The sequence below is a fragment of the Enterococcus sp. AZ048 genome, from assembly GCF_051715125.1.
GTDB lineage: Bacteria > Bacillota > Bacilli > Lactobacillales > Enterococcaceae > Enterococcus_A > Enterococcus_A gilvus.
The window spans coordinates 308903-330994 of sequence record NZ_JBIOTD010000001.1; the positions used below are offsets into that span (position 1 = coordinate 308903).

Sequence of the window (22092 nt, forward strand, 5' to 3'; positions counted from 1 at the left end):
CAATGAAAGTTATTCAATCTCTTAAACATACGTGGCGTCTTTTTTTATTAGACTGGCGTCGAATTTTTAAAAACCCGATCGCTGTTTTGTTAATGGCAGCATTAATCATCATTCCATCATTGTATGCCTGGTTTAATATCAAGGCACTTTGGGACCCGTATTCCAATACTGGGGAGCTTCCAATCGCCGTATACAGTGCGGATGCTGGAGCAAAATTCCAAGACAAGGATGTAGAAATCGGGAATGAAGTCATCAAAAATCTTCATGAGAACAAGCAACTTGGTTGGCGTTTTGTCGATTCAAAAAAAGAAGTGGTGGACGGTGTCCGGTCTGGCAAGTATTACGCGGGGATCTATTTACCAAAAGAATTTTCCAAAGATCTGCTGAGTTTTACTACCGGAGATATACAAAAGCCGAAGATCGAATATTATTTGAACCAAAAAATCAATGCGATCGCACCGAAAATTACCGACAAGGGAGCTGGCTCGATCCAGCAAGAAATCAGTCAAGAATTTATCAAAACGGCTAGTTCAACATTGTTAAAGGTCTTTAATGAGATTGGCTACAACATTGATGAAAATTTAGTCAGCATTAATAAAGTAAAAAATCTGATTTTGACAACCAATGATAATTTGGGCGAAATCGATAAATACACACAAGAAGTAGTTGAAGTTCAAGGGAAATTACCGGAATTAAAGGACAAGCTGGCAAAAGCCAATGAATTGCAGGCATACTTGCCGCAAGTTGACGAAATGGGCCAAAAATTGATCGCATTGAATCAAAAAATGCCTGAGATCAAACAACAGGCAAGTGTGATTTTAACCTTGCAGCAAAAAATACCAGAGATTCAACAGGCGGGAAATCAATTGGCGCAAGTGGATAGTGACTTTGCCCAAATCGAAAAAACGCTGAATGACGGCATCAACGAAGCCAAGCAAGGGTTAACGATCATCCAGCAAGTTCAAACGATTCTTCCAGACATTCAAAAACTAGGCAATCAAGCGAACGATTTAGCCTCAACGACAAAAGACGGTGCTGAAAAATTGAAGACAGCTGTTCCAAGTATCTCAAGCAGTGTTCAAGTGACGCTGGAGTCGATTGGGGAAGTTGCTAAAACGACAGATTCCCTAGCTGCTTCGATCCAAACTGCATTGGAAGATAATCAGTTGAATCAAGAAGAAAAAGATAATTTAGGCAAACTGATTAATAGCCTCATTCAAGGAAATAAAGATCAGCAGACAGCAATTGATTCAGTTGCAAATTTAATTCAAAATATGAAAGACTTAGCAGATAAAAATGGTGACACAGATGCGAGTCAAAAACTTGCAAACATTTTAACCTTGCTAACAAACGCTAAACAAGCTCTAGATAATTTGAACGGTCGTTTGGGAGACTTAAACAATGCCATTCAAAGTGGAAATATTGAACAAGCAAAAAATTTCTTACAGCAAGTTCAGGATGCAGCGAATAATGTCGCTTCCGCAGTCGGCAGTATCAACCCAGAACAAGTCGGACAGACGGTCAGCACGATCCTTGATAAATTGATAGCGACGATTACTACTGCGCAAGGCGTTTTGAATCAAGCACAGCAAATCGATTTTGCTTCTCTGCTGAACTCTACTGAAGGAACTGTCAGCAATGCCATTACCTTCTTAGAGAAATATCAAAAACAATTGCCAGCAATTGGTCAAGAAGTACATGATGCAAACGTACTATTAAATGGTCATATGAACGATATCGTTAATGGTATCAATACCGGCGTAGATCTTTACAACAATGAATTGCCCGTTGTCGAACAGAAATTAGGGTTGGCTGCGGACTTTATGCAAAATGATTGGCCGGGTGTGAAAAGCGATCTAACAGGCGGATTAAAAGTAGCGAATGATAAAATGCCTGAGGTAGAAAGTGCTCTGAACCTTGCGACAGATTTGATCAAAAATGATTACCCATCCTTGCGTGCAGGAATTCAAAAAGCTGCCAATGCAATCCAACAAGGGGATCAAACGATCGACTTTGGTCAAGTCTTGAAATTGTTGAAGCTGGACGCGCAAAAAGAGAGTGATTTCTTTACGACACCGGTAGATCTGCAAACCAATACAATGTATCCAATCGAGAATAACGGTTCTGCCAGTACCCCATTCTATACCGCTTTGTGTTTATGGGTGGGCGCAGTATTATTCTCAAGTGTTACGACCACAGAATTTTTCTTAGACAAAAAGGACCGCGGCAAATACACGAAACGTGAACAATTTGGTGCTCGTATGCTGACTTATTTAGTCGTAAGCATTGGGCAAGCGTTGATTGTAACGCTAGGAAATATGTTCTTATTAGGTGTTTATGTCAAGAACCCCGTGTACAGTGTGCTTTTTGCGGTGCTAGTGGCTTTAGCCTTCATGATGATCGTCTATACACTCGTCGGATTGTTCGGCACAGTCGGTAAGGGGATCGCGATTATTATCCTGGTCCTCTCCATTTCCGGAGGCGGGGGGAATTACCCGATTCAAGTATCAGGGAAGTTCTTCCAGGCAGTCAATCCGTGGTTGCCGTTCACTCACGCGGTCAACTTGTTACGCGAGAGTGCGGGCGGGATCTATTGGCCAAATGCGACAGGAGATATTCTTATTATGATCGGATTATTCGTAGTGTTCGGTATTTTAGGAACATGGGCATATCCAGTGCTGCAACCGCATTTGACGAAGCTGACGAAAGTCGCTCATGAAAGTAAAATCTTCCATTAAAAATGAACAGGTGAGACAACAGCGTATTACTGTTGTTTTGCCTGTTTTCGTGTTTTACTAAGGGTACGAAAAGTCGTTGAAAAAAGTCATTGACATTTGGTTGGAGTGCGAGTAATATTTCGCTTGTTTGCATTTTTTTTAAGGGCGTTTATAGCGAATAAAAGAAGATCTTTTTCCATTTTTTTCGATTGGGAAATCGGTGCATGCAAAAGACAATAATATCTTGAAAAAATACATTAATAGGAACAAGGAGTGAGTCTAGTGGATTATCTTAAGCGCTTGCTGGTTGGTCGGCCACTGAAGTCTTCTGAAAATGATGATCAAAATTTATCTCGTTTTGCGGCTTTGGCGATGCTCTCATCAGATGCGTTATCCTCTGTTGCGTACGGGACAGAACAGATTGTAGTCGTTTTGGTTACCCTTTCTGCAGCGGCGATTTGGTATTCATTGCCAATCGCATTTGTGGTACTGATTTTATTAGCATCATTGATTTTATCTTATCGTCAAATTATTCATGCTTATCCTCATGGAGGCGGCGCCTATGTCGTCAGTAGTGAGAATTTAGGGAAGAATGCCGGCTTGATCGCTGGAGGCTCGCTTCTGGTCGATTATATGCTGACAGTTGCTGTATCCGTATCAGCGGGTGCTGAGGCGATTGCTTCGGCAATTCCAGCGTTGTATCATCATCGCGTCTTGATTTCTGTCATTATAGTTTTATTATTGATGCTGATGAACTTACGTGGCCTGCGTGAAAGTGCCGGCCTGTTGATGACGCCGGTGTACAGCTTCATCGCGGTTATTACAATTCTGATTATTGTAGGATTATTCAAAATTGTTACAGGGGCTGCACCTCTTCACTCGACTGCTCAGGTTGGAGCTGTCGTACCGGGGATCTCAATGGCCCTCTTGTTAAGAGCCTTTTCTTCTGGTTCTTCTTCGTTGACTGGTGTTGAAGCGATCAGCAATGCGGTGCCGTTCTTTAAAAAACCACGTGCGAAAAATGCGGCTGGTACATTAGCTATGATGGGACTAATTTTGGGGTTCTTCTTCACTGGGATCACGTTTTTGAACTATTGGTTCGGGATCGTACCAACGGCTGAAGTAACCGTCTTATCACAAGTCGGTGAAGCTGTCTTTGGTAAAGGGATCATGTATTATGTGCTGCAATTTGTGACAGCCCTGATTTTAGCTGTGGCAGCCAATACAGGCTTCTCAGCCTTTCCTGTCTTGGCGTACAACTTAGCGAAGGACAAGTTCCTGCCGCACCGTTACCAGGACCGAGGCGACCGTTTAGGGTACTCTAACGGGATCATTACCTTGGCTCTAGGGTCTATTGTGCTATTGTTGATTTTCCAAGGGTCAACAGAGCGCTTGATTCCATTGTATTCAGTAGGTGTGTTTATTCCATTCACGCTTTCTCAAACAGGGATGGTCTTGAAATGGCATAAAGAAGGGCACCATTGGATCAGAAAATCAATCGCCAACATTATTGGTGCTTGTATCTCCTTTGCGATCGTAGTGATTTTGTTTGTGTACCGTTTACCTGATATTTGGCCCTTCTTTATCATTATGCCAATTCTGATATTTGGTTTTTATAAAATCCATGGACATTATAAAAACGTCGCTGAACAGTTGCGGCTGGCAGACGATGTCGAACTGCATGAATACGACGGCAATACCGTTATTGTGTTAGTCGGAAATGTCACGCAGGTAAATATCGGCGCCATCAACTACGCACGTTCCATTGGGGATTATGTCATTGCGATGCATGTTTCTCTCGAGGAAAATGAGGAGAAGGAAAAAGAGATTCGCCGAGAATTCCGCGAAAAATTCCCAGATGTTCGTTTTTCAGTTGTTCGTTCACCTTACCGTTCGATCGTTAATCCGGTCAGCCGTTACGTCGATCGCGTATGTAAAAATGCAAAACAACATAATTATACAACAACTGTCTTAATTCCAGAATTTGTTCCGAATCGAACATGGAAACGTTCCTTGCATAATCAAACGGCGTTGCGTTTACGCTTCCGTTTATCTTATCGAGATGACATTATCATCAGTACGTACAATTATCATTTGAAGAAATAAATACAAAAAGTGCATCGGTAAATCGATGCACTTTTTTGTGTTCAGAAAAAGACGTTGCGGCACATATAAATAAAAAATCAAAGAATATAAAAATAAAACGGATTCATTTATTTTTTTGAGTAAAAATGGTTGATTTTGATTCCAAATAGAGTTAATATCAAACAGCATTAATTACTAACACTATTAGGTATTAATGGATAAGAAATGAATTGAGAGAAGGAGGAGTCTTATGTCATTCGCGGAAGAAGCGGAGCGTGAACTGATGCAGTTGATGGTCAAGAATCGTCATGGTGCATTCAGCAAAATCGAAAAGAGCAGCAAAGGCGCGAATATCGTTATTAAAGTGCTTGATCGATTAGGCGAACCCACTAATCCCAAACATTTGGCGGATACATTGAATTTGTCCACCGCACGCATTGCAGCCGTACTAGGTAACCTTGAAAAGCGTGGCTTGATCAGTCGGACGATGGATCCTGATGACCGTCGCCGAATCAATGTCAGTTTGACGGAAAGCGGAAAAGAAGTAGCAAAAGCGGAAAAGCAAGAGATGCGGAATAAAATCATTCAAGTATTTGAGCTGATGGGTGAAGAAGATACCAAGAAGTATCTTGAATTGACGGCTAAGTTCGTTGACTACTCTAAAAAATTATCTGCGGAAGGGGAAAGTGATCAATAGTGAAAATTTTTAAATACCTTATCAAATACTGGTATGCAATCATCGCAGTGTTATTACTTTTAATCGTACAAGCGTCCAGTGATTTGAGCTTACCGAGTTTAACGTCAGATATCGTCGACGTCGGTATCCAACAAGGAGGACTAGAACAATCAACGCCTGACAAAATTAGAAAGTCTACGCTTCAAGGAATTGAAATTTTCATGACCGAAAAAGAGAAGCAGACGATCCAAGACAATTATAAAGAAGCAACTCAAACCGTTGACGGTAAAAAAGTCGACATTTACAAATTAGATCTTCAAAAAGGTATGACGAAAGAAAAACTAGCAGATATCTTCAATCTGCCAATGATGATGATCGCTTCGACTCAATCGAAAGATGTCGATAATGCGAAAGAAGCGAAGGGCGTCATGGAAGACTACCAAGCAATTGCGAAAGACGCCGCACAAGCACAAGCGCTTGGAAAAGAAGCCAAAACATTAGGTGAACAAGCCCAAGCAGCTGGTCAAGCAGCAGCCACAGCCACAGACGGAGCAACGGCTGCAGCAAAAGGCGCCGAAGCACAAAGCTTAGCGGAACAGGCACAAGCCAAAGGTGCGGAGGCACAGAAACTTGGAGATGCGATCAAAGCTAAAAATGAGGCATTACCAGCAAAGGTTGACTCTGCTCGAAAAGCGACAAAAGAAAGTTTAGGCGATTTAGGCGCAGATTCGTTGAAGACTGTCGGGATTCAGATGACATTGGCAGAATACAAAGCGCTGGATGTCAATACGAAGACGATCCAAAATGATTATATGATTAAGACAGGAGCTAAGATGGTCGGTTTAACCTTGGTCTCTGCGGTAGCAGCGATCATCGTTGGACTGATTGCGTCATTGGTAGCCGCGACTGTCGGTAAAAATTTACGTGTCGGACAATATGAACGGACGTTGTCTTTTTCAAACAACGAAATGGATAAATTTTCTCCTGCATCATTGATTACTCGTAATACGAATGACATTCAACAGATTCAAATGGGGATCGTCATGATCATGCGGATGGTTCTGTATGCGCCAATTCTCGGAATCGGCGGGATCTATCGAGTTTACAAGACGGGAACGGGTATGGGCTGGATCGTTGGTGTAGCAGTAGGGGCTGTTTTAGTCCTAGTATTAACACTGCTGTTAACAACGATGCCGAAATTTAAAGCTCTGCAAAACTTAGTTGACCGTGTTAACTTGGTTTCTCGTGAAATCATCACAGGTCTCCCTGTTATTCGCGCCTTCTCTCGTGAAAAATTCGAAGAAGACCGTTTTGATGTAGCGAATACGAATTTAATGAACACACAAATGTTCGTAAACCGGGCGATGTCCTTGATGATGCCAATCATGATGCTATTGATGAATGGTATTTCTGTACTGATCGTTTGGGTCGGCGGACACAATATGGATAATGGTCAACTGCAAGTCGGAGATATGATGGCCTTTATCACGTATACGATGCAGATCGTTATGGCCTTTATGATGCTGTCGATGGTATCGATCATCTTGCCTCGTTCTAATGTAGCAGCAGGACGTGTCGACGAAGTATTGAACACGGAACCTACCATCAAAGACCCTGAACATCCTGAAGACGACCATGACTTCAAAGGAGAAGTGAAATTTGAAGGGGTTGAATTCCGCTATGGTGATGCGGATGCGGATGTGTTGCATCATATCAACTTTATCGCTAAACCTGGACAAACGACGGCCTTGATTGGTTCGACGGGATCTGGTAAATCGACCATCGTCAATTTGATCCCGCGTCTATTTGATGTAACAGGTGGGCGCATCACTATTGATGGCGTCGATGTTCGCCAGATGAGTTTGCACAAGCTGCATGAGATCATGGGATTCGTTCCGCAAAAAGGGGTACTTTTCTCAGGCGATATCGCATCAAATATCAAGTTTGGTGATGCTACTATTTCAGACGAACAAATGAAAAAGGCAGCTGAGATTGCACAGGCGGATGAATTTATCTATGCAAATGACAAAGGCTTTGACCGTGAGATTTCTCAAGGCGGAACAAACGTATCCGGTGGTCAGAAGCAACGGTTATCTATTGCACGTGCCATTGCTAAAAATCCTAAGATCTTGATTTTCGATGATTCATTCTCAGCACTTGATAATAAAACAGACGTTGCTTTGCGAAAAGCATTGGCTGAAAACATTAAAGGTGTCACTCAAATCATTGTGGCGCAAAAAATATCAACGATCCTTCATGCAGACAACATCATTGTTTTAGATGAAGGACGTGTCGTTGCACAGGGACGTCACGAAGAATTGATGGAATCATCAAAAGTGTATCAAGAAATTGCACAGTCTCAATTAAGCAATGCTGAATTGGGCATAGAAGAAGCAGATTAGGAGGAGCGAAAAGAATGGCAGAACAAAAACAAAATCGCCCTCGTGGTGGCGGACATGGACCTGTGGGCGCACCAGTAGAAAAAGCCAAAGATTTCAAAGGAACCATTAAGAAATTAGTCTCTTATCTGGGTGCTTACAAAATCGGTGTGTTCTTTGTAATGATTTTCGCGATTGCCTCAACGATATTTAATATTTGGGGCCCGAAAATCTTATCAAAGGCGATTACTGAATTATTCAATGGATTAATCAAAAAATATCAAGGAACGGGCGATATCAATTTTGATAAAATCGGCGGTATCCTATTATTCATGCTAGGTCTCTACGTGGCAGCTTCTGTATTTGGGATCATCCAAGGATGGATCATGTCAACGATCTCGCAAAAGATCACGTACCGGATGCGAAAAGAAATCTCTGAAAAAATCAATCGGATGCCGATGAATTATTTCGAGAGCCGTACAACGGGTGAAGTGTTGTCTCGCATCACAAACGACGTGGATACGCTCGGACAATCCTTGAACCAAAGTTTGACACAACTGATCACTTCAACCTTCACGATCATTGGGGTTATCGTCATGATGCTTTCGATTTCAGTGAAGATGACGGGTGTGGCGATCTTGATCGTACCAATCTCACTGATTTTGATCATGATCGTTGTAAAAAATTCGCAAAAATACTTCAAGACACAACAAGAATACCTTGGTGTGATTAACGGAAAAGTGGAAGAAACCATTGGCGGCTACACCATCGTTCGTTTATTCAATGACGAAGAAAACTCGTTGACTGAATTTAAGGAACAAAACGATATATTATTCAAGTCAGCATGGAAATCACAATTTCTTTCTGGATTGATGCAGCCGATCATGAACTTTGTCGGTAACTTAGGGTATGTTGGCGTGGCGATCGTCGGCGGGATCATGGCGTATAATGGTTCGATCACCGTTGGGGATATCCAGGCGTTTATTCAATACGTTCGTAATTTGACACAACCAATTGCACAATTGGCCCAAGTATCAAATATGCTGCAATCAATGGCTGCAGCGGCTGAACGAGTCTTTGAATTCTTATCTGAAGAGGAAGAAGATCAACTGGCTGAAAATCCTGTCCAAATTGACAAGGCAAAAGGAATGGTTGATTTTGAGCATGTTCAATTCGGGTATACACCTGACAAAATCGTCATCCAAGACTTTACGTCTCATGTCGATCCAGGTCAGACAGTTGCGATCGTTGGTCCAACAGGGGCCGGGAAAACAACCATGGTCAAATTATTGATGCGTTTCTATGATGTCAATTCTGGTGCGATCAAGATTGATGGGCATAACATCAAAGATTTCAATCGTGCAGATTTACGTAAAAATATTGGGATGGTGTTACAAGACACATGGTTGTTCAAAGGAACGATCATGGACAATCTTCGTTACGGTCGTTTAGATGCAACGGATGAAGAAGTCTACGCAGCAGCAAAAGCGGCTCACGTGGATCATTTCATCAAGACGCTTCCTGGCGGCTATGATATGGAGTTGAATGAAGAATCCTCCAATATTTCCCAAGGCCAAAAGCAATTATTAACAATTGCGCGTGCGATCTTGGCAGATAAACCGATCTTGATTCTGGATGAGGCTACTTCGTCTGTCGATACACGAACAGAGGGACTGATCCAAGAAGCGATGAACAATTTAATGAAGGGCAGAACCTCCTTCGTTATCGCTCACCGTTTATCAACGATCAAAGATGCAGACAAGATTCTCTATATGCAAAATGGAGACATCAAGGAGCAAGGAAGCCACGAAGAACTCTTGGCTAAAAATGGTCTTTACGCGGCATTGTATAATTCGCAGTTTGAGGAATAAACAGAATAAAAACGATCAAGCATGCCTGATAGGGCGCGCTTGATCTTTTTTTTTTGATAAAAGAAATTAGTAGCGGTTTTTATCGGTAATCATTCCTGTGTTTTTGTTATAAGTGATCGTGATGGAATGGCCTGAGTACTCCCCAGCTTTTGATTTGTTCCACGTAGCACTGGCTCTTGGCGGCATTCCATAGTCTTCCTTTTCCCAACTGGTGACAGTATCGGGCTTTCCTACTTGCTTTTCCAGTTCTTCAAAGTTTGACCCATTTTCGAATGAATATTTTTCATTGTCTGCATCATAATTTTTCGTAGCAACAACCACCCCCTCGTAAAGCTCTTGGGTCCAGCCACCAGGAAAACCGTTCTCTGGTTTGGATTGGCTAGTAGCAGGGGAAGTTGGCGAATAAGGTTGTTTCGGCGATTCATTTCCTTTGAAAAATATAAGCCCGAGTAGTAATGCCATGATGGGAAAAACAACGCCTATAATGATTCGCGACTTATTTTTTTTATGTGGGGAGACGTCGACAGGTGGCCGTTTAGATGAAGTTTTTTTTGGATTCAGATAAACTGTTCCGCAATAATCGCATTTCCAACCATTTTCCACCTGATGAAACGTTTTGCTCCCGCAGTTCATACATTCTTTATTTTTCATGATAACGGCCATCCGATCCATAATTTTCAGGGAAATCATCTGGATATTTTCCTAATCCAGCACGAGGGTATTTTTCCGGGAGGCGATTAAACGCCACGTATCTCACGAGAGGTGTCACGTAGCTTACTTTATCCCCTTCAAAGTAAACGTTCGGCTTTCCCTGCTTTTCATACACGAATTGTTTGGAATAATTTCCATGAGAACGATCATAGGCAATAATGAGAAGTGCTCGGACTTCCCGCCAAGTTAAAAGTCCTTGCTGCCAGCTCTTTCTGATCATTTTAACCTCATAAGAAGAGGATTTGTTATTCTCGTCAAAGGAAATCGTTAAATTTTGTTTGATTTTTTCAGCGTCGGTGATGATTTCATCGGGCTTCCCCCAAAGCCTTAAAATATCTTGGCTAGAGTATTGATCGAAGTCCGGTCCGTAAGCAGTAAAAAAGCCTCCTTCGCGGTAATACATTGTAACGGAAAATTCAGAATCCGGGTTCTCGATGATCATATCCTCTTTTGGTGGTTGCTTCACGCGTTCCTTTTTAAATGTGTCATGATCCTTTTGAGCAGCTGCTACGCGTTGTTCAAACTCAGCGGTCTTTTCTCCACCATATTCAGCAATCGAAGCTTCGGCTAATTCAATGGCTTCTTGATTCAGTGAAAGCTCAGCGATTCGGACATTCCGCTCCGGGTTGCTCAATTCATTGGCTGAATACTCTTTTTTCTCAAGAGGCTTCGACTCGGACGAGGTGAGTGAGTGGGGCTTAGTTGTCCGTGGAACCTTTTTTGGTTCAGAAATAAGGCTAGAAGTGAGTGCCAGCAGGGCAACGAGGACCAATAACGTGATCCGAATGATCGGCGGTCTTTTTTGACGCCTGTTTTTTTCCTGTGGGTGTTCCTCTTCATCTAGTTCATATACGGTGTGACAGTAATTGCATTCATACCCTTTTTTTGTTTTATTAAAGTGATTGCCGCCGCAATACTTACAAACTAACCCTTTCATAGTTCCCCCTACTCGTTTTGAAAAACGACAAAACAAATTCTCTCATTTTTTAATCTGAACAGCTGTAGTTACTAGATGATACCACGGAGCAATTATCGGAGGAAAGGCACGGTAAGATAATTTTATAAAAAACAAAACCACTAATTGAACATTTTTTTACTTATTTAAAAATAAGTTCAAGTTTGACTCTGATTTAGAAAGGTGTTAGTTTTAATTATAGAGAATAAGTTCGTTTTGTTGAATTAAATTTCAAAAAGAGGTGTTTTTAATGATGGAGAAAGAGAAAGAATTGTTAGTGGAGTATGGCAAGCTTCTGATTTCAACTGGTTTAACAACTGGCACAGGAGGCAATATCAGTATCTATAACCCTGACGAGCAAATAATGGCTATTACGCCAAGTGGAATCGATTATTTTGAAATGACAGTAACGGATATTGTTTTACTGGATCTTGATGGGAAAGTCGTAGAAGGGAAGAGAAAGCCATCAAGTGAATGGCAAATGCACGTGATTAACTACCAAAAACGTAGTGATACTATTCGCGCGGTGGTGCATGCACATTCGACATTTAGCTCGATTTTAGCGACCTGCCGCAAAAGTCTTCCAGCATCGAACTATATGATAGCGGTTGCAGGTGGCGATGATGTTCGTTGCTCAAAGTATGCCACGTTCGGTACAGAGGAATTGGCAGAGTATGCATTTGAAGCGATGGAAGATCGTTATGCCTGTTTTTTGGCAAATCATGGACTGCTGACCGGCGGTTTCACATTAAAAGAAGCATTTTCAGTAGCGGTAGAAATCGAGCGGTTGGCCGGTTTGCATATAGGTGCTTCGCTATTTGGCTCACCAGTAATACTAGACGAATCAGATATGAAAAAAGTACACGAACGTTTTCCCAGCTACGGTCAGTGAAGGGTTTTTAGTACTAACAAAGGAGTGGAAAGATGACTAAAGTTGTGGTTGTCGGAGATACATTTGTTTCAAGTGATACCCTAAAAGAGGCGGCTACTTTGATGGCGCTTCCTGAGCCTGTTGAAATTGTTTGTTTGGAGTGGCACAGTGATGACTCTCCTGAAGAATTTCAACGAAATTTAAAATTGATTGAACAAACAGGGCCGGAAGCGTTGGCGACATCCCCTGAGATCATGGAAGAAATAACTGATGCAGATTTTCTGTTTGTTCATCTTGCGCCTATCCCTCGTAAGGTGGTAGAGGCGGCTAAAAATTTAAAGCTAATTGGAACTTGTCGCGGAGGTGTAGAGCACCTTGATATAACTGCTGCAAAAGAGAAAATGATCCCCATCATCCATGTGATTCGAAATGCTGAACCAGTAGCGGATTACACGATAGGGCTGATTTATACAGTAACGAGAAATATCGCCCTTTCTCATGCTGAAGTTATGAAGGGGCGCTGGGCTAAAAAATTCCCCAATGACTCCTATCGTACCACACTGTCTAATCAAGTCGTTGGATTAGTCGGATTGGGTCATATCGGAAAAATGGTAGCAAAGCGTCTGAATGCTCTTGGTGTGAAGGTCATCGTTTATGATCCGTTTATTGATCAAGAAAAGGTGAAGAAATCAGAATTTGATGTATATTTTACTTCAATAGAAGAGTTGTTTAGAGAAGCGGATATTGTTTCTTTGCATATGCGTGTAACGTCAGAAACAGAAAATCTAATAGATGAGAATTTATTGGCAATGATGAAACCCAGTGCATATTTAATTAATACAGCACGTCCGGGATTGCTTGTAAAAGCAGCATTTATCGACGTGCTAAAAAAGCAGAAAATTGTTGGGGCAGCAATTGATGTGATTTGGGAGGAACCGTTGGCGCTGAATGATCCTTTATTAGAGTTAGACAACCTGATTATCACTTCACACATTGCAGGAGATACTGTTGACGCAATACCCAATTCTCCGTTTCTGCTAGCGCAGACAGTCCGAGAGTATTTGAAAGCTGGGGAAAGCGAGTTTCTTATTTAAAAAAAGCGTTCCTGAGAATTGAGTTCTCAGGAACGTTTTTCTTTTTATACGCGGTCGTAGTCCTCTAGGCGAATATCCTCCAATTCTTCTTCGTTGAAATTAAGATCTTTGTCTAAAATTTTCTCAACAGCTCGAATTAATGAGGCAGCATCTAAACCATATTTTTTCAGTAAATAAGGTTTTGATGCACCGTGTGTCCATTCATCATTGATTCCTACCTTGATTAATTGTTTATGCAACTGATGCTCCAGCATCACTTCGCCTACAGCTGTTCCTAATCCTCCGATAGTTACGTGATTCTCCATCGTAACTACCCCGTGTTTTACCTTTTTAATTGATTCTACTACCAGAGGATCGGTAAAGGGTTTGAGCGTCGTGATGTGAACGTGCTGAACGGAGACCCCTTTTTGTTCCAGCCATTGTGTTGCCCTCATAGCTTCTTCTGTACAAATGCTGCTGGAGAATAAAGCAACGTCATCGCCGGATGAAATCACGCGTCCTTTATTAAATTCCGTCGGTTTATCTGGAGAGAACAGACGGGGGATTTGTCCTCGTAACATTCGAACATAGATGGGTCCATTGACTTCCTTGCAGATATTTAAGGCAGATTCCACGTCCGTAGCATCACCGCAATCAAAAATCGTCATGTTTGGAATCGTACGCAGAATTCCAACATCTTCAATCGACTGATGCGTGACACCGCCGGGTGTGGTAATCCCTGGCACGAATCCTAAAAGAGAAACAGGCAGATTGGGGTAGGCAATCGACATTTCTAATTGGTCTAACGGTCTGCGATAGAGGAAAACGGCAAATGTGTGTAAGAAGGGTCGGAATCCTTCGCGCGCCAGACCAGCCGCCCAACTCAACATATTTTGTTCAGCAATCCCCATAGACAAATATTTTTCTGGGAATACTTTTGGGAATTCCTTTATTTCGCATGAGGTACCTAAATCAGCCGATAAAACTAAGACGTCTTCATTTTCTTCTGCAAACTTTATCATATTGTTTGAATGTACATTCGATTCAATTTTCATAATAAAACTCCTTTCCGTTTTCGATTACATTTCGTTGTAAAACTTAGCATATTTTTCGAATTCTTCTCCTTGTTTTAAACGGACGAAATGTAGGATAGGTCTTCTTTCGTTTAAATATGGAATTCCTTGAGTGGGGTCCGTATAACAAAGGATGACTAGCGGTTTATTTTTTTCGCCCTGTTTCGCGGCTTCTTCGATTGCTTGGATATCGTGACCATCCACTGAGATCGCCTTTGCACCAAATGCGGTGAACCGATCTTCTAAAGGTTCGATGGCCATGACTTTTTTTGTCTCGCCTTCGACTTGCTGCCCGTTGATATCAACCAATAAAACAAGATTATCTAGTTCATAAAAGGCTGCCGCTTGAATGGCTTCCCATAGTTGTCCTTCTTCCATTTCTCCATCGGACATCATGACAAAGACGCGTCCTTCTTCACCACGTAATTTCCGAGCATGTGCAGTGCCGCCAGCGACACTGATTGCTTGATCAAGTGTTCCTGCCGCGTTTTCAAAGCCAGGTGTATGATTTGCTCCAATCATTTCCATGGAATAACCATCACGATTGAACATTTCCAATGCGGCTTCATCTAAACGGTCTGCTTCGATTAAAGCGGCATAAACAGGAGCTGCATAATGTGCAGGTGAAATAAAGAACCGATCATACGGTGCTTTTAATGATCCGTGGTAGGCTGCCCCCTGAATATAATCCATGTTTTCTTTTGACGGAGTTCCTGGAAATTTTTCGGGTAAGCGTGGTGCCTCGCTTTTACTGAGATGTAAAACACGTAAATACAAAGTAGCGAAAAGTTCTGCAGAAGAGCAAGCTTGCGAAAGGTAACAGCCGTTTCGTTCGAGTGTCAATTTTAATACGTGTTTGCGAATGTTTGTTGCCGCCATTTCGACATCAGCGATTGTGTAATTGTTTTCCATGATAAAACTCCTTTGTTATAGTATTGTATTTATTTTTGACCATAGTTATTTTGATAGAAATCAAAAACCTCAGAGATATACTCGTCATCTAATGGCTGCAATTCAGGATTTAATGAACGGGCATAAAAAACACTCTGAGCGGTTTCTTCTAAAATGACCGCATTTTTCAGGGAGTGGGTAGCAGATTTTCCTACGGTGAAAACACCGTGGTTTTTTAATAGGATTGCTGGACAGTTTGTTTCTTGGTAGCACCGGACGATCTCGGCACCGATGGCCTTTTCACCAACGGCAGCGATTTTAGAGAGAGGGATCGTTTTTCCAAAAACGGCTGCAGAAGTAGTTGTATAAATAGGAAGAGATTCCCCAGCGATCGAAAAAGCAGTTGCGTATGGAGAGTGCGTGTGTGTGATTCCGTAAACTTCAGGACAATGATTGTATACATATAAGTGTGATTCTGTATCAACGGAAGGAGACAAACGTCCCTCAATCACAGTTCCTGCTAAATCAACAACAATCATGTCGTCAGGTGTTAAATCATCAAAATGAATACCGCTGGGTTTGATGACCACGTATTCTGTCTCAGGATCTTTTGCACTGACGTTTCCGCTCGTCCACAATACCAATCCATTTTTAGGAAGCGCTTTATTTTCTTTGCATACCGTCTCTTTTAGTTGTTTAAGCATAGCAATACCTCCAATGTTTTTTTACATTATTTCATTATAAAGAACAAATGTCAATATGGAGATATAGTTTTGAGATAGAATTTTATCTAAGACAGTCAAATAAATCATGTGTAATCGTTTACAATAAAGTGTTGACATCTATAAAAAGCCGTGAGATACTTTTCATAAGTTCTAACAAGTGAAAAAAAGTTCAAAAAATAAAGGAGGAATCATTATGGAGTTGTTACAAAATATTTTAAGTTCATTTGGTGCTGCTGTCGTTGTACCCGTAATGCTGTTCATCGTAGCCTTATTTTTGAAGGTAAAACCTAAAAAAGCGTTTCAATCTGCTTTGAATGCCGGTATTGGGCTGACAGGATTCAATTTAATCGTCAATTCGTTCGTTCCGATCGTTACACCTGTAATCAATAACATGGTTGAACAAACGGGTGTAAAGTTGCCGGTATTTGATACTGGCTGGCAGGCGACTTCCGTTATCGCATATTCTACTCAGGTAGGTGTGATTTTCTTAGTTGTCGGCTTGGTTTTACAAGTGGCTTTATTCTTAATTAAATGGACCGATGTATTTATGCCGAGTGATATGTGGAATAACTATTCTTTCATGGTTTGGGGCTCAATGATTTATCTGATTACAGACAATATGCCGTTAGCGATGGCCTGCATGATTATTCAGAACTTATATGTCATGTTATTGGGTGAAGTGATTGCTATGCGCTGGGCAAATTATTACAATTTGCCAGGTACGACTTTGACGGCACCGCACCATGTAACTTCGGTGCCTTATGCAATTATAATGAACTGGATATTAGACAAATTAGGCGCAGGTAAGATCAATTGGGACCCTGCCACATTGAAAAAGAAATTAGGTTTTTTAGGGGAACCGATCACTTTAGGATTGTTCTTAGGGCTGTTAATCGGGATTATGGGGAATTTGAATACGTTAAATACGTTAGATGGCTGGGGCAGTGTACTTACTATGGGATTAGCGGTATCAGCTGTAATGGCGGTATTCCCTAGAGTAGCCAGTATCTTTGCTTCTGCGTTTACCAGCTTGACAAATGCGAGTAAAAAGACAGCGAAGGGCAGTGGTAAGAACCGTGAATGGATGCTGTCGGTTAATGATGCTGTGGGCTATGGTGAGCCCGCAACATTGATGACAGGTCTGATTTTGATTCCTATTATGGTTTTGTTGGCGATGGTTTTACCGGGAAATGAGACATTGCCGTTAGTTGACTTAATCGCATTGCCTTATATGGTAGAGATGATCATCTGTGTTTCGAAAGGAAACATCTTTAAAGGGGTGATTTCTGGTGTCATTTGGTTTACGATTGGGTTATATGTATGTACGTTAACTGCTCCATACTTCACGGAAGTTGCTTCTCAAGTTGGGGTAAATATTCCAGAAGGCGCTATGATGATTACAAGCTTCGGGATTTTATATAATCCAGTGATGGCATTGATTTTCTTGGCATTCTTGTCTGGAAACTTCTTATGGATGGGAATTGTCGTAGTACTTTACTTAGCAATGTATGTCCTGTTCAAGAAAAATAAACAAGCCGTTTGGAGCTTTTTGGAAGGAGAAACACCTGATAATACTCCAAAAGAAAAGGTGGTAGCATGAAGGCGTTAGTCAAAACAGAACCTGGCTACAACAAAATGGCATTGTTGGAAATCGAGACTCCTTGTCCGAAAGACAACGAGGTCTTGATAAAAGTAGCCTATACAGGGATTTGCGGAACGGATATTCATGGCTTTAAAGGGGAATATGATCGTTTGAAAACACCGCTAGTTTTAGGTCATGAATTTTCCGGTGTTGTTGAAGCAATCGGGGAAAAGGTGACCAGTGTAAGCATAGGGGATCAAGTTACCAGTGAAACAACATTTGATACTTGCGGTGAGTGTGAATCTTGTCAAAATAAGGAATACAATCTTTGTTTAAATCGTAAAGGGTTAGGCAGTCAAGTTAATGGAAGTTTTGCGGAATATGTGCTGACCCGAGAAGAGAGTATACACATATTAGATGAAAAGATCAGTTTACTAGCTGCAGCCATTACTGAGCCGATTGCCTGTGGTGTACATGCAAGCATGGAGAAGGTTCAAGTGCAAAAAAATGATGTAGCAGTCATTGTGGGACCCGGTCCAATAGGGTTGTGTTTAAGCCAAGTGTTAAAAAGCGCCGAAGTGAAAGTGATTGTTGTAGGGATCACTCAAGATGCTGAACGATTAAAAACTGCAAATGAATTAGGTGCGGATCGTGTGATTGATTCATTGACAGAAGATGCAGCTGCAATTATTGAAGAATTTACACATGGTAAAGGTGCCGATTATTGCTTTGAGTGTTCAGGAGCGGCACCAGCAATTAAGGGGATATTCGATTATTTGAAGCAAAAAGGTACTTTAGTACAGATGGGTGTCTTTGCCAAAAATTTAAATGAATTAGACATGAATTCCATCGTACAAAGGGAAATCAACGTCATCGGCTCAAGATCACAAAAACCGTCGACTTGGCATTTGACGCTGGATTTGATGAAACAAGAGAAAATCAATGCAGAACGGTTGATCACGAAAATTTATCCATTGGAGCAATGGGCAGAAGCGATTGAACAAGTGATGGCTGGAAATGAAATCAAGGTTGTTCTGCAACCGAATAAAGGATAGGCAGGGATGTATATGGTAGAAAAAAACCTCGTGGAAAGAAATTGCATTTTGCTGGATCAAGAAATTCATTCCTTTGAAGAAGTGATTCAACTGATTGGTAAGGAATTTGAAAGCGCGCAAATTGTTAAACCGTCTTACGTAGAAGCGGTAATTGAAAGGGAAAAAGTTTTTCCTACGGGTTTGGCGGCTGATGGACATACCATTGCGATTCCTCATACGGACCCAGAGCATGTCTTGCGTCCTGGGATGGGTGTCGTTGTAACGAAAGAGCCGATTGAAGTATCCATGATGGGAAGTCCGGATATTAAATTGCAAAGCAATATTTTCTTTCCGTTGGCAATGGAACATCCGAAGAAGCAATTGGACTTACTGCGTCAATTAATGAGTATTTTCAAAACGAAAGAAGACCTTGATACGATCCGAGCAGCAAAAACACCAGATGACGTTTTAGCTGTAACGAGTAAAATAAAATGGTAAGAATTACCATATGAAGAAAGCGCTATATTATAATGAACAAAAGATTTACTAAAAGAAGTAAAGGGTTATTTATAAATAGGAGGGTCAATGATGACAGAAATCAAAGTATTATCTGTATGTGGTTCAGGTACGGTAAGTTCAGCAATGGTTGGTGAACGAATTGTTGAGTTGTTGGAAGAGCATGGTTACGAGGCAGAGATCCAAGAGGTAAATCCTGGGATGGTTAAGGGTGCCGTCGCTAATGGGGACATTGATTTAGTTGCCTTTACCAGCCCTATTGATCCTGCTGATGCTGAAGGGATTCCGCAAATAAATTCTGTGGGATTGCTTACAGGTTTGGACGAAGATACATTTTTAGAAGCTGCATTGAAAGCCTTAAAAGAGATGGGAAAATAAAGGGTAAAAGGGCTGGATCGTGTATCCAGTCTTTTTTTGAAAGGAATTTCAGATGAATTTAATTGCTATAGATCTTGATGGAACGGCATTGGATTCCAGTGGTAAATTAACCAAAACAGTTACGCAGGCGATTCAACAAAGAGCCCAGAATAAGAAATACAAATTTGCTTTTTGCTCAGGTCGGCCAATGTCTGGAGTTTTTTCTCATGCGATGGCTGCTGGGATATCTGCGGAGTATCATGTTGTTGCAAATGGCGCGATGGTTCAAAATGGAAGAGGAGCGAGAATCGTAGAGGAGCTACTTGCTTTTTCTGCGTATCAAGAATTGACAGCGTTTTGCTGTGAAAATAAGCTGACATGTATTGCCGTCGATGATCAAGGAGCGACGACTTCCTTTTCATCGATCAATCTCGGTACACTAGAATTTTGTTTTTTAACGAATACGCGCTTAGAGGTTCGTCCGATAGAAGAAGTGGCTGCAGATGAGAAATATTCAAAATTGCTTATTTGTGATAACCCCGATATAATAAAACAGAATAAAAGTATGATAGAGAAGCATTTTTCTAAACGCTATTCCTGTGTCCAAGGCTACCCAACGATGATAGAATTCGCCAAAAAAAATGTGGATAAGGGAAGCTCATTATCAAAATTAGCCCAATATTACAGACTTTCAGACAATCAAGTTTTTGTGATTGGCGATAATGGAAATGATCTTTCATCTTTTAAGCGATTCTCTCAATCAATCGCGATGGGAAACGCAACAGATGAATTAAAACAAGCAGCTAAATGGCATTGTCCGACAAATGATGAAGATGGTGTCGTAAGGGCATTAGAAATGATTGATGACTTTATTACATAATTGGAAGATGACAATTCAGTATTCGAACTAGGAGGAAAAAATGGCGAACGATATTTCTACATTATTAAAAGTAGCAGAACTATATTATTTAGATAAAATGAATCAAAACGACATTGCGAAAATAATTGGGGTATCTCGTCCATCTATTTCCCGAATGCTAGAAGAAGCACGCGAAAAGCAAATTGTTAAAATATCGATTGAAGCCCCTTTTGAACGCAACAATACGTTGATGATGCAGTTGAAGGAAAAATATGACTTATTAGAAGTTATTGTGGTTAAAGGATTAGGCGATTACGAATTTGATTTAGACAATGTTGGAAAAGCGTCGGCAGACTATATCAGTAACGTTTTAGCCAATGACCGACTTTTTGGAATTTCTTGGGGTGTGACTGTCGAAAAAATGGTGAAGAATTTTCCAGATCACGAATTGGAAAATGTTCACGTGGTGCAGTTAACGGGGAGCTTGGGTCCGAATCGAACGGTGATGGATGGCAACGAACTTGTTTTTCGTCTAGCACAAAAATTGAACGGGAGACATGAATTTTTTAATGCACCTGCGTTCGTTAACTCACGAAAACTTCAGGAAGAGCTATTGGCACAACCCCAAATTGATTTAAATATTTCTCTTGGACGAAAGATTGATGTGGCATTCAGCGGAATTGGAAATATCGAGACAACACGTAATACATTGGTTTCTTCTGGAATTTTAGACAATCGCGATCTGAATGATCTGGTAGCTGAAGGCGCGGTTGGGACGATGATCGGCCGGGCTTTCGACATTGAAGGAAAAGAGATTCAATACCGCAATCAGTTTCCGATTTCAAGTGGTCTAGATTCATTACGCTTGGCCCCAATCAGTATTGGAGCGGTCTGCTCGAAGAAGCGGGCAACAGCGACGCTCGGTGCAATCAATGGCAAGTTGATTAATGTGCTTATCTGTGATGAAGAAGTAGGGTATGAGTTATTAAATAATTAAACAAAAAAGCTGTGCCGCTTGAAAATAGTTCAAGCGGCACAGCTTTTTTATTTAGTAACTATCTACTCGTTTTTGTGGCTGGGTCCAATCTGCGTTCTACCAGACCTAAGAGCCAGTCAGTCATGATGGCCATTAAAGCTGTCGGTAATGCACCAGCTAGGATGATGGCTGTTCCGTCTGTCGCATTTGTTCCCCGAATAATGATGTCACCAAGTCCACCGGCACCAACGAATACACCGATTGCAGTGATCCCTATCGCAACAACTAACGCATTACGGATACCTGCCATGATAACTGAGACAGATAGCGGCAGCTCAATCATATATAATCGTTGCCAATTCGTCATGCCCATTCCTGTTCCGACATCCAAGGCATTTCTATCCACCTGCCGCATTCCAGTGTAGGTGTTCTTGATGATCGGTAACAAGGAGTATAAGAAAACCGTTAAGATTACAACATTGACACCAAGTCCCATTCCAATCATTAAGACTGAGATCATGGCTAATGAGGGAATCGTTTGGATCACATTGGCCAAACGAATGACCCAGCTAGCCAGCTTCGTGTGGCGGGCGATGAAAATCCCTAGTGGAATTCCCACGATCGCAGCGAAGATCACACCATAGATCGAAATCAAGAAGTGGCGGACAAATTGAGCGAAAATGATGCTGCCGTTTGTTTGATAATATTGGATAAATTGTTGAAACGTATTCAGATTTTCCAT

19 protein-coding genes are annotated in these 22092 nt (G+C 41.4%); 13 read left to right on the forward strand and 6 right to left on the reverse strand.

The window, feature by feature from the left end:
* Nucleotides 1-11: 11 nt before the first annotated feature.
* The 5 genes from IGI66_RS01735 to IGI66_RS01755 all read left to right on the forward strand — a co-directional run bounded on the left by IGI66_RS01735 (nucleotide 12) and on the right by IGI66_RS01755 (nucleotide 9727).
* A complete protein-coding gene (locus tag IGI66_RS01735; RefSeq protein ID WP_438849269.1) occupies nucleotides 12-2738 on the forward strand; it encodes a YhgE/Pip family protein in 2727 nt (908 codons plus the stop codon).
* A gap of 261 nt (nucleotides 2739-2999) precedes the next feature.
* Nucleotides 3000-4823 carry an APC family permease gene (locus IGI66_RS01740; RefSeq protein ID WP_288225788.1) on the forward strand — a complete coding sequence of 608 codons (1824 nt, stop codon included), beginning with the start codon at nucleotides 3000-3002 and terminating at the stop codon, nucleotides 4821-4823.
* 229 nt (nucleotides 4824-5052) lie between these two features.
* On the forward strand, nucleotides 5053-5499 hold the full coding sequence (locus IGI66_RS01745; protein ID WP_010782001.1) for a MarR family winged helix-turn-helix transcriptional regulator: 447 nt from the start codon (nucleotides 5053-5055) through the stop codon (nucleotides 5497-5499).
* Nucleotides 5499-7880, forward strand: coding sequence for an ABC transporter ATP-binding protein (locus tag IGI66_RS01750; RefSeq protein WP_010782000.1), 2382 nt, complete (start codon nucleotides 5499-5501; stop codon nucleotides 7878-7880). The genes IGI66_RS01745 and IGI66_RS01750 overlap by 1 nt, the downstream gene beginning before the upstream one ends.
* Before the next feature lie 14 nt (nucleotides 7881-7894).
* Nucleotides 7895-9727, forward strand: a complete 1833-nt coding sequence (locus IGI66_RS01755) for an ABC transporter ATP-binding protein (protein ID WP_114525303.1) — start codon at nucleotides 7895-7897, stop codon at nucleotides 9725-9727.
* Between the two features lie 66 nt (nucleotides 9728-9793).
* Here IGI66_RS01755 and IGI66_RS01760 read toward each other — a convergent pair whose 3' ends face one another.
* Entirely contained in the window at nucleotides 9794-10378 is a 585-nt protein-coding gene (locus IGI66_RS01760; protein WP_438847228.1) for a hypothetical protein, read from the reverse strand.
* Nucleotides 10368-11375: a DUF4947 domain-containing protein gene (locus IGI66_RS01765; RefSeq protein WP_438847230.1), complete on the reverse strand. Its 1008-nt coding sequence runs from the start codon at nucleotides 11373-11375 to the stop codon at nucleotides 10368-10370. Before IGI66_RS01765 ends, IGI66_RS01760 begins: the two co-directional genes overlap by 11 nt.
* Before the next feature lie 271 nt (nucleotides 11376-11646).
* Between IGI66_RS01765 and IGI66_RS01770 the strand changes: the two genes are divergently transcribed.
* Both IGI66_RS01770 and IGI66_RS01775 read left to right on the forward strand, forming a co-directional pair.
* The gene (locus tag IGI66_RS01770) at nucleotides 11647-12285 is read left to right on the forward strand and encodes an L-fuculose-phosphate aldolase (protein ID WP_438849270.1); all 639 of its coding nucleotides are present in this window, start codon (nucleotides 11647-11649) and stop codon (nucleotides 12283-12285) included.
* Nucleotides 12286-12317: 32 nt separating this feature from the next.
* Nucleotides 12318-13358: a 2-hydroxyacid dehydrogenase gene (locus IGI66_RS01775; protein WP_438847232.1), complete on the forward strand. Its 1041-nt coding sequence runs from the start codon at nucleotides 12318-12320 to the stop codon at nucleotides 13356-13358.
* Between the two features lie 44 nt (nucleotides 13359-13402).
* Here IGI66_RS01775 and IGI66_RS01780 read toward each other — a convergent pair whose 3' ends face one another.
* The 3 genes from IGI66_RS01780 to IGI66_RS01790 are packed head-to-tail and all read right to left on the reverse strand — an operon-like array spanning nucleotide 13403 to nucleotide 16005.
* Nucleotides 13403-14392: a transketolase family protein gene (locus IGI66_RS01780; protein WP_316406274.1), complete on the reverse strand. Its 990-nt coding sequence runs from the start codon at nucleotides 14390-14392 to the stop codon at nucleotides 13403-13405.
* Nucleotides 14393-14416: 24 nt separating this feature from the next.
* Nucleotides 14417-15322 carry a transketolase gene (locus IGI66_RS01785; protein ID WP_438847234.1) on the reverse strand — a complete coding sequence of 302 codons (906 nt, stop codon included), beginning with the start codon at nucleotides 15320-15322 and terminating at the stop codon, nucleotides 14417-14419.
* 29 nt (nucleotides 15323-15351) lie between these two features.
* The gene (locus IGI66_RS01790; protein ID WP_438847236.1) at nucleotides 15352-16005 is read right to left on the reverse strand and encodes an L-ribulose-5-phosphate 4-epimerase; all 654 of its coding nucleotides are present in this window, start codon (nucleotides 16003-16005) and stop codon (nucleotides 15352-15354) included.
* 214 nt (nucleotides 16006-16219) lie between these two features.
* Between IGI66_RS01790 and IGI66_RS01795 the strand changes: the two genes are divergently transcribed.
* From IGI66_RS01795 to IGI66_RS01820, 6 genes are all read left to right on the forward strand, one after another.
* Entirely contained in the window at nucleotides 16220-17626 is a 1407-nt protein-coding gene (locus IGI66_RS01795) for a PTS galactitol transporter subunit IIC (RefSeq protein ID WP_010781991.1), read from the forward strand.
* On the forward strand, nucleotides 17623-18663 hold the full coding sequence (locus IGI66_RS01800) for a zinc-dependent alcohol dehydrogenase (RefSeq protein WP_431378722.1): 1041 nt from the start codon (nucleotides 17623-17625) through the stop codon (nucleotides 18661-18663). The genes IGI66_RS01795 and IGI66_RS01800 overlap by 4 nt, the downstream gene beginning before the upstream one ends.
* Before the next feature lie 12 nt (nucleotides 18664-18675).
* Nucleotides 18676-19140 (forward strand): PTS sugar transporter subunit IIA, encoded by a 465-nt coding sequence (locus IGI66_RS01805; protein WP_044926354.1) that lies wholly within the window; start codon nucleotides 18676-18678, stop codon nucleotides 19138-19140.
* An 87-nt stretch (nucleotides 19141-19227) separates the two neighbouring features.
* A complete protein-coding gene (locus IGI66_RS01810) occupies nucleotides 19228-19536 on the forward strand; it encodes a PTS sugar transporter subunit IIB (RefSeq protein ID WP_240318373.1) in 309 nt (102 codons plus the stop codon).
* A gap of 52 nt (nucleotides 19537-19588) precedes the next feature.
* On the forward strand, nucleotides 19589-20395 hold the full coding sequence (locus IGI66_RS01815; RefSeq protein WP_438847239.1) for a Cof-type HAD-IIB family hydrolase: 807 nt from the start codon (nucleotides 19589-19591) through the stop codon (nucleotides 20393-20395).
* Between the two features lie 40 nt (nucleotides 20396-20435).
* Nucleotides 20436-21371 (forward strand): sugar-binding transcriptional regulator, encoded by a 936-nt coding sequence (locus tag IGI66_RS01820; protein ID WP_288225796.1) that lies wholly within the window; start codon nucleotides 20436-20438, stop codon nucleotides 21369-21371.
* A 58-nt stretch (nucleotides 21372-21429) separates the two neighbouring features.
* On the opposite strand, the gene IGI66_RS01825 is transcribed toward IGI66_RS01820, so the two are convergent.
* Nucleotides 21430-22092 (reverse strand): ABC transporter permease, encoded by a 663-nt coding sequence (locus tag IGI66_RS01825; RefSeq protein WP_010781985.1) that lies wholly within the window; start codon nucleotides 22090-22092, stop codon nucleotides 21430-21432.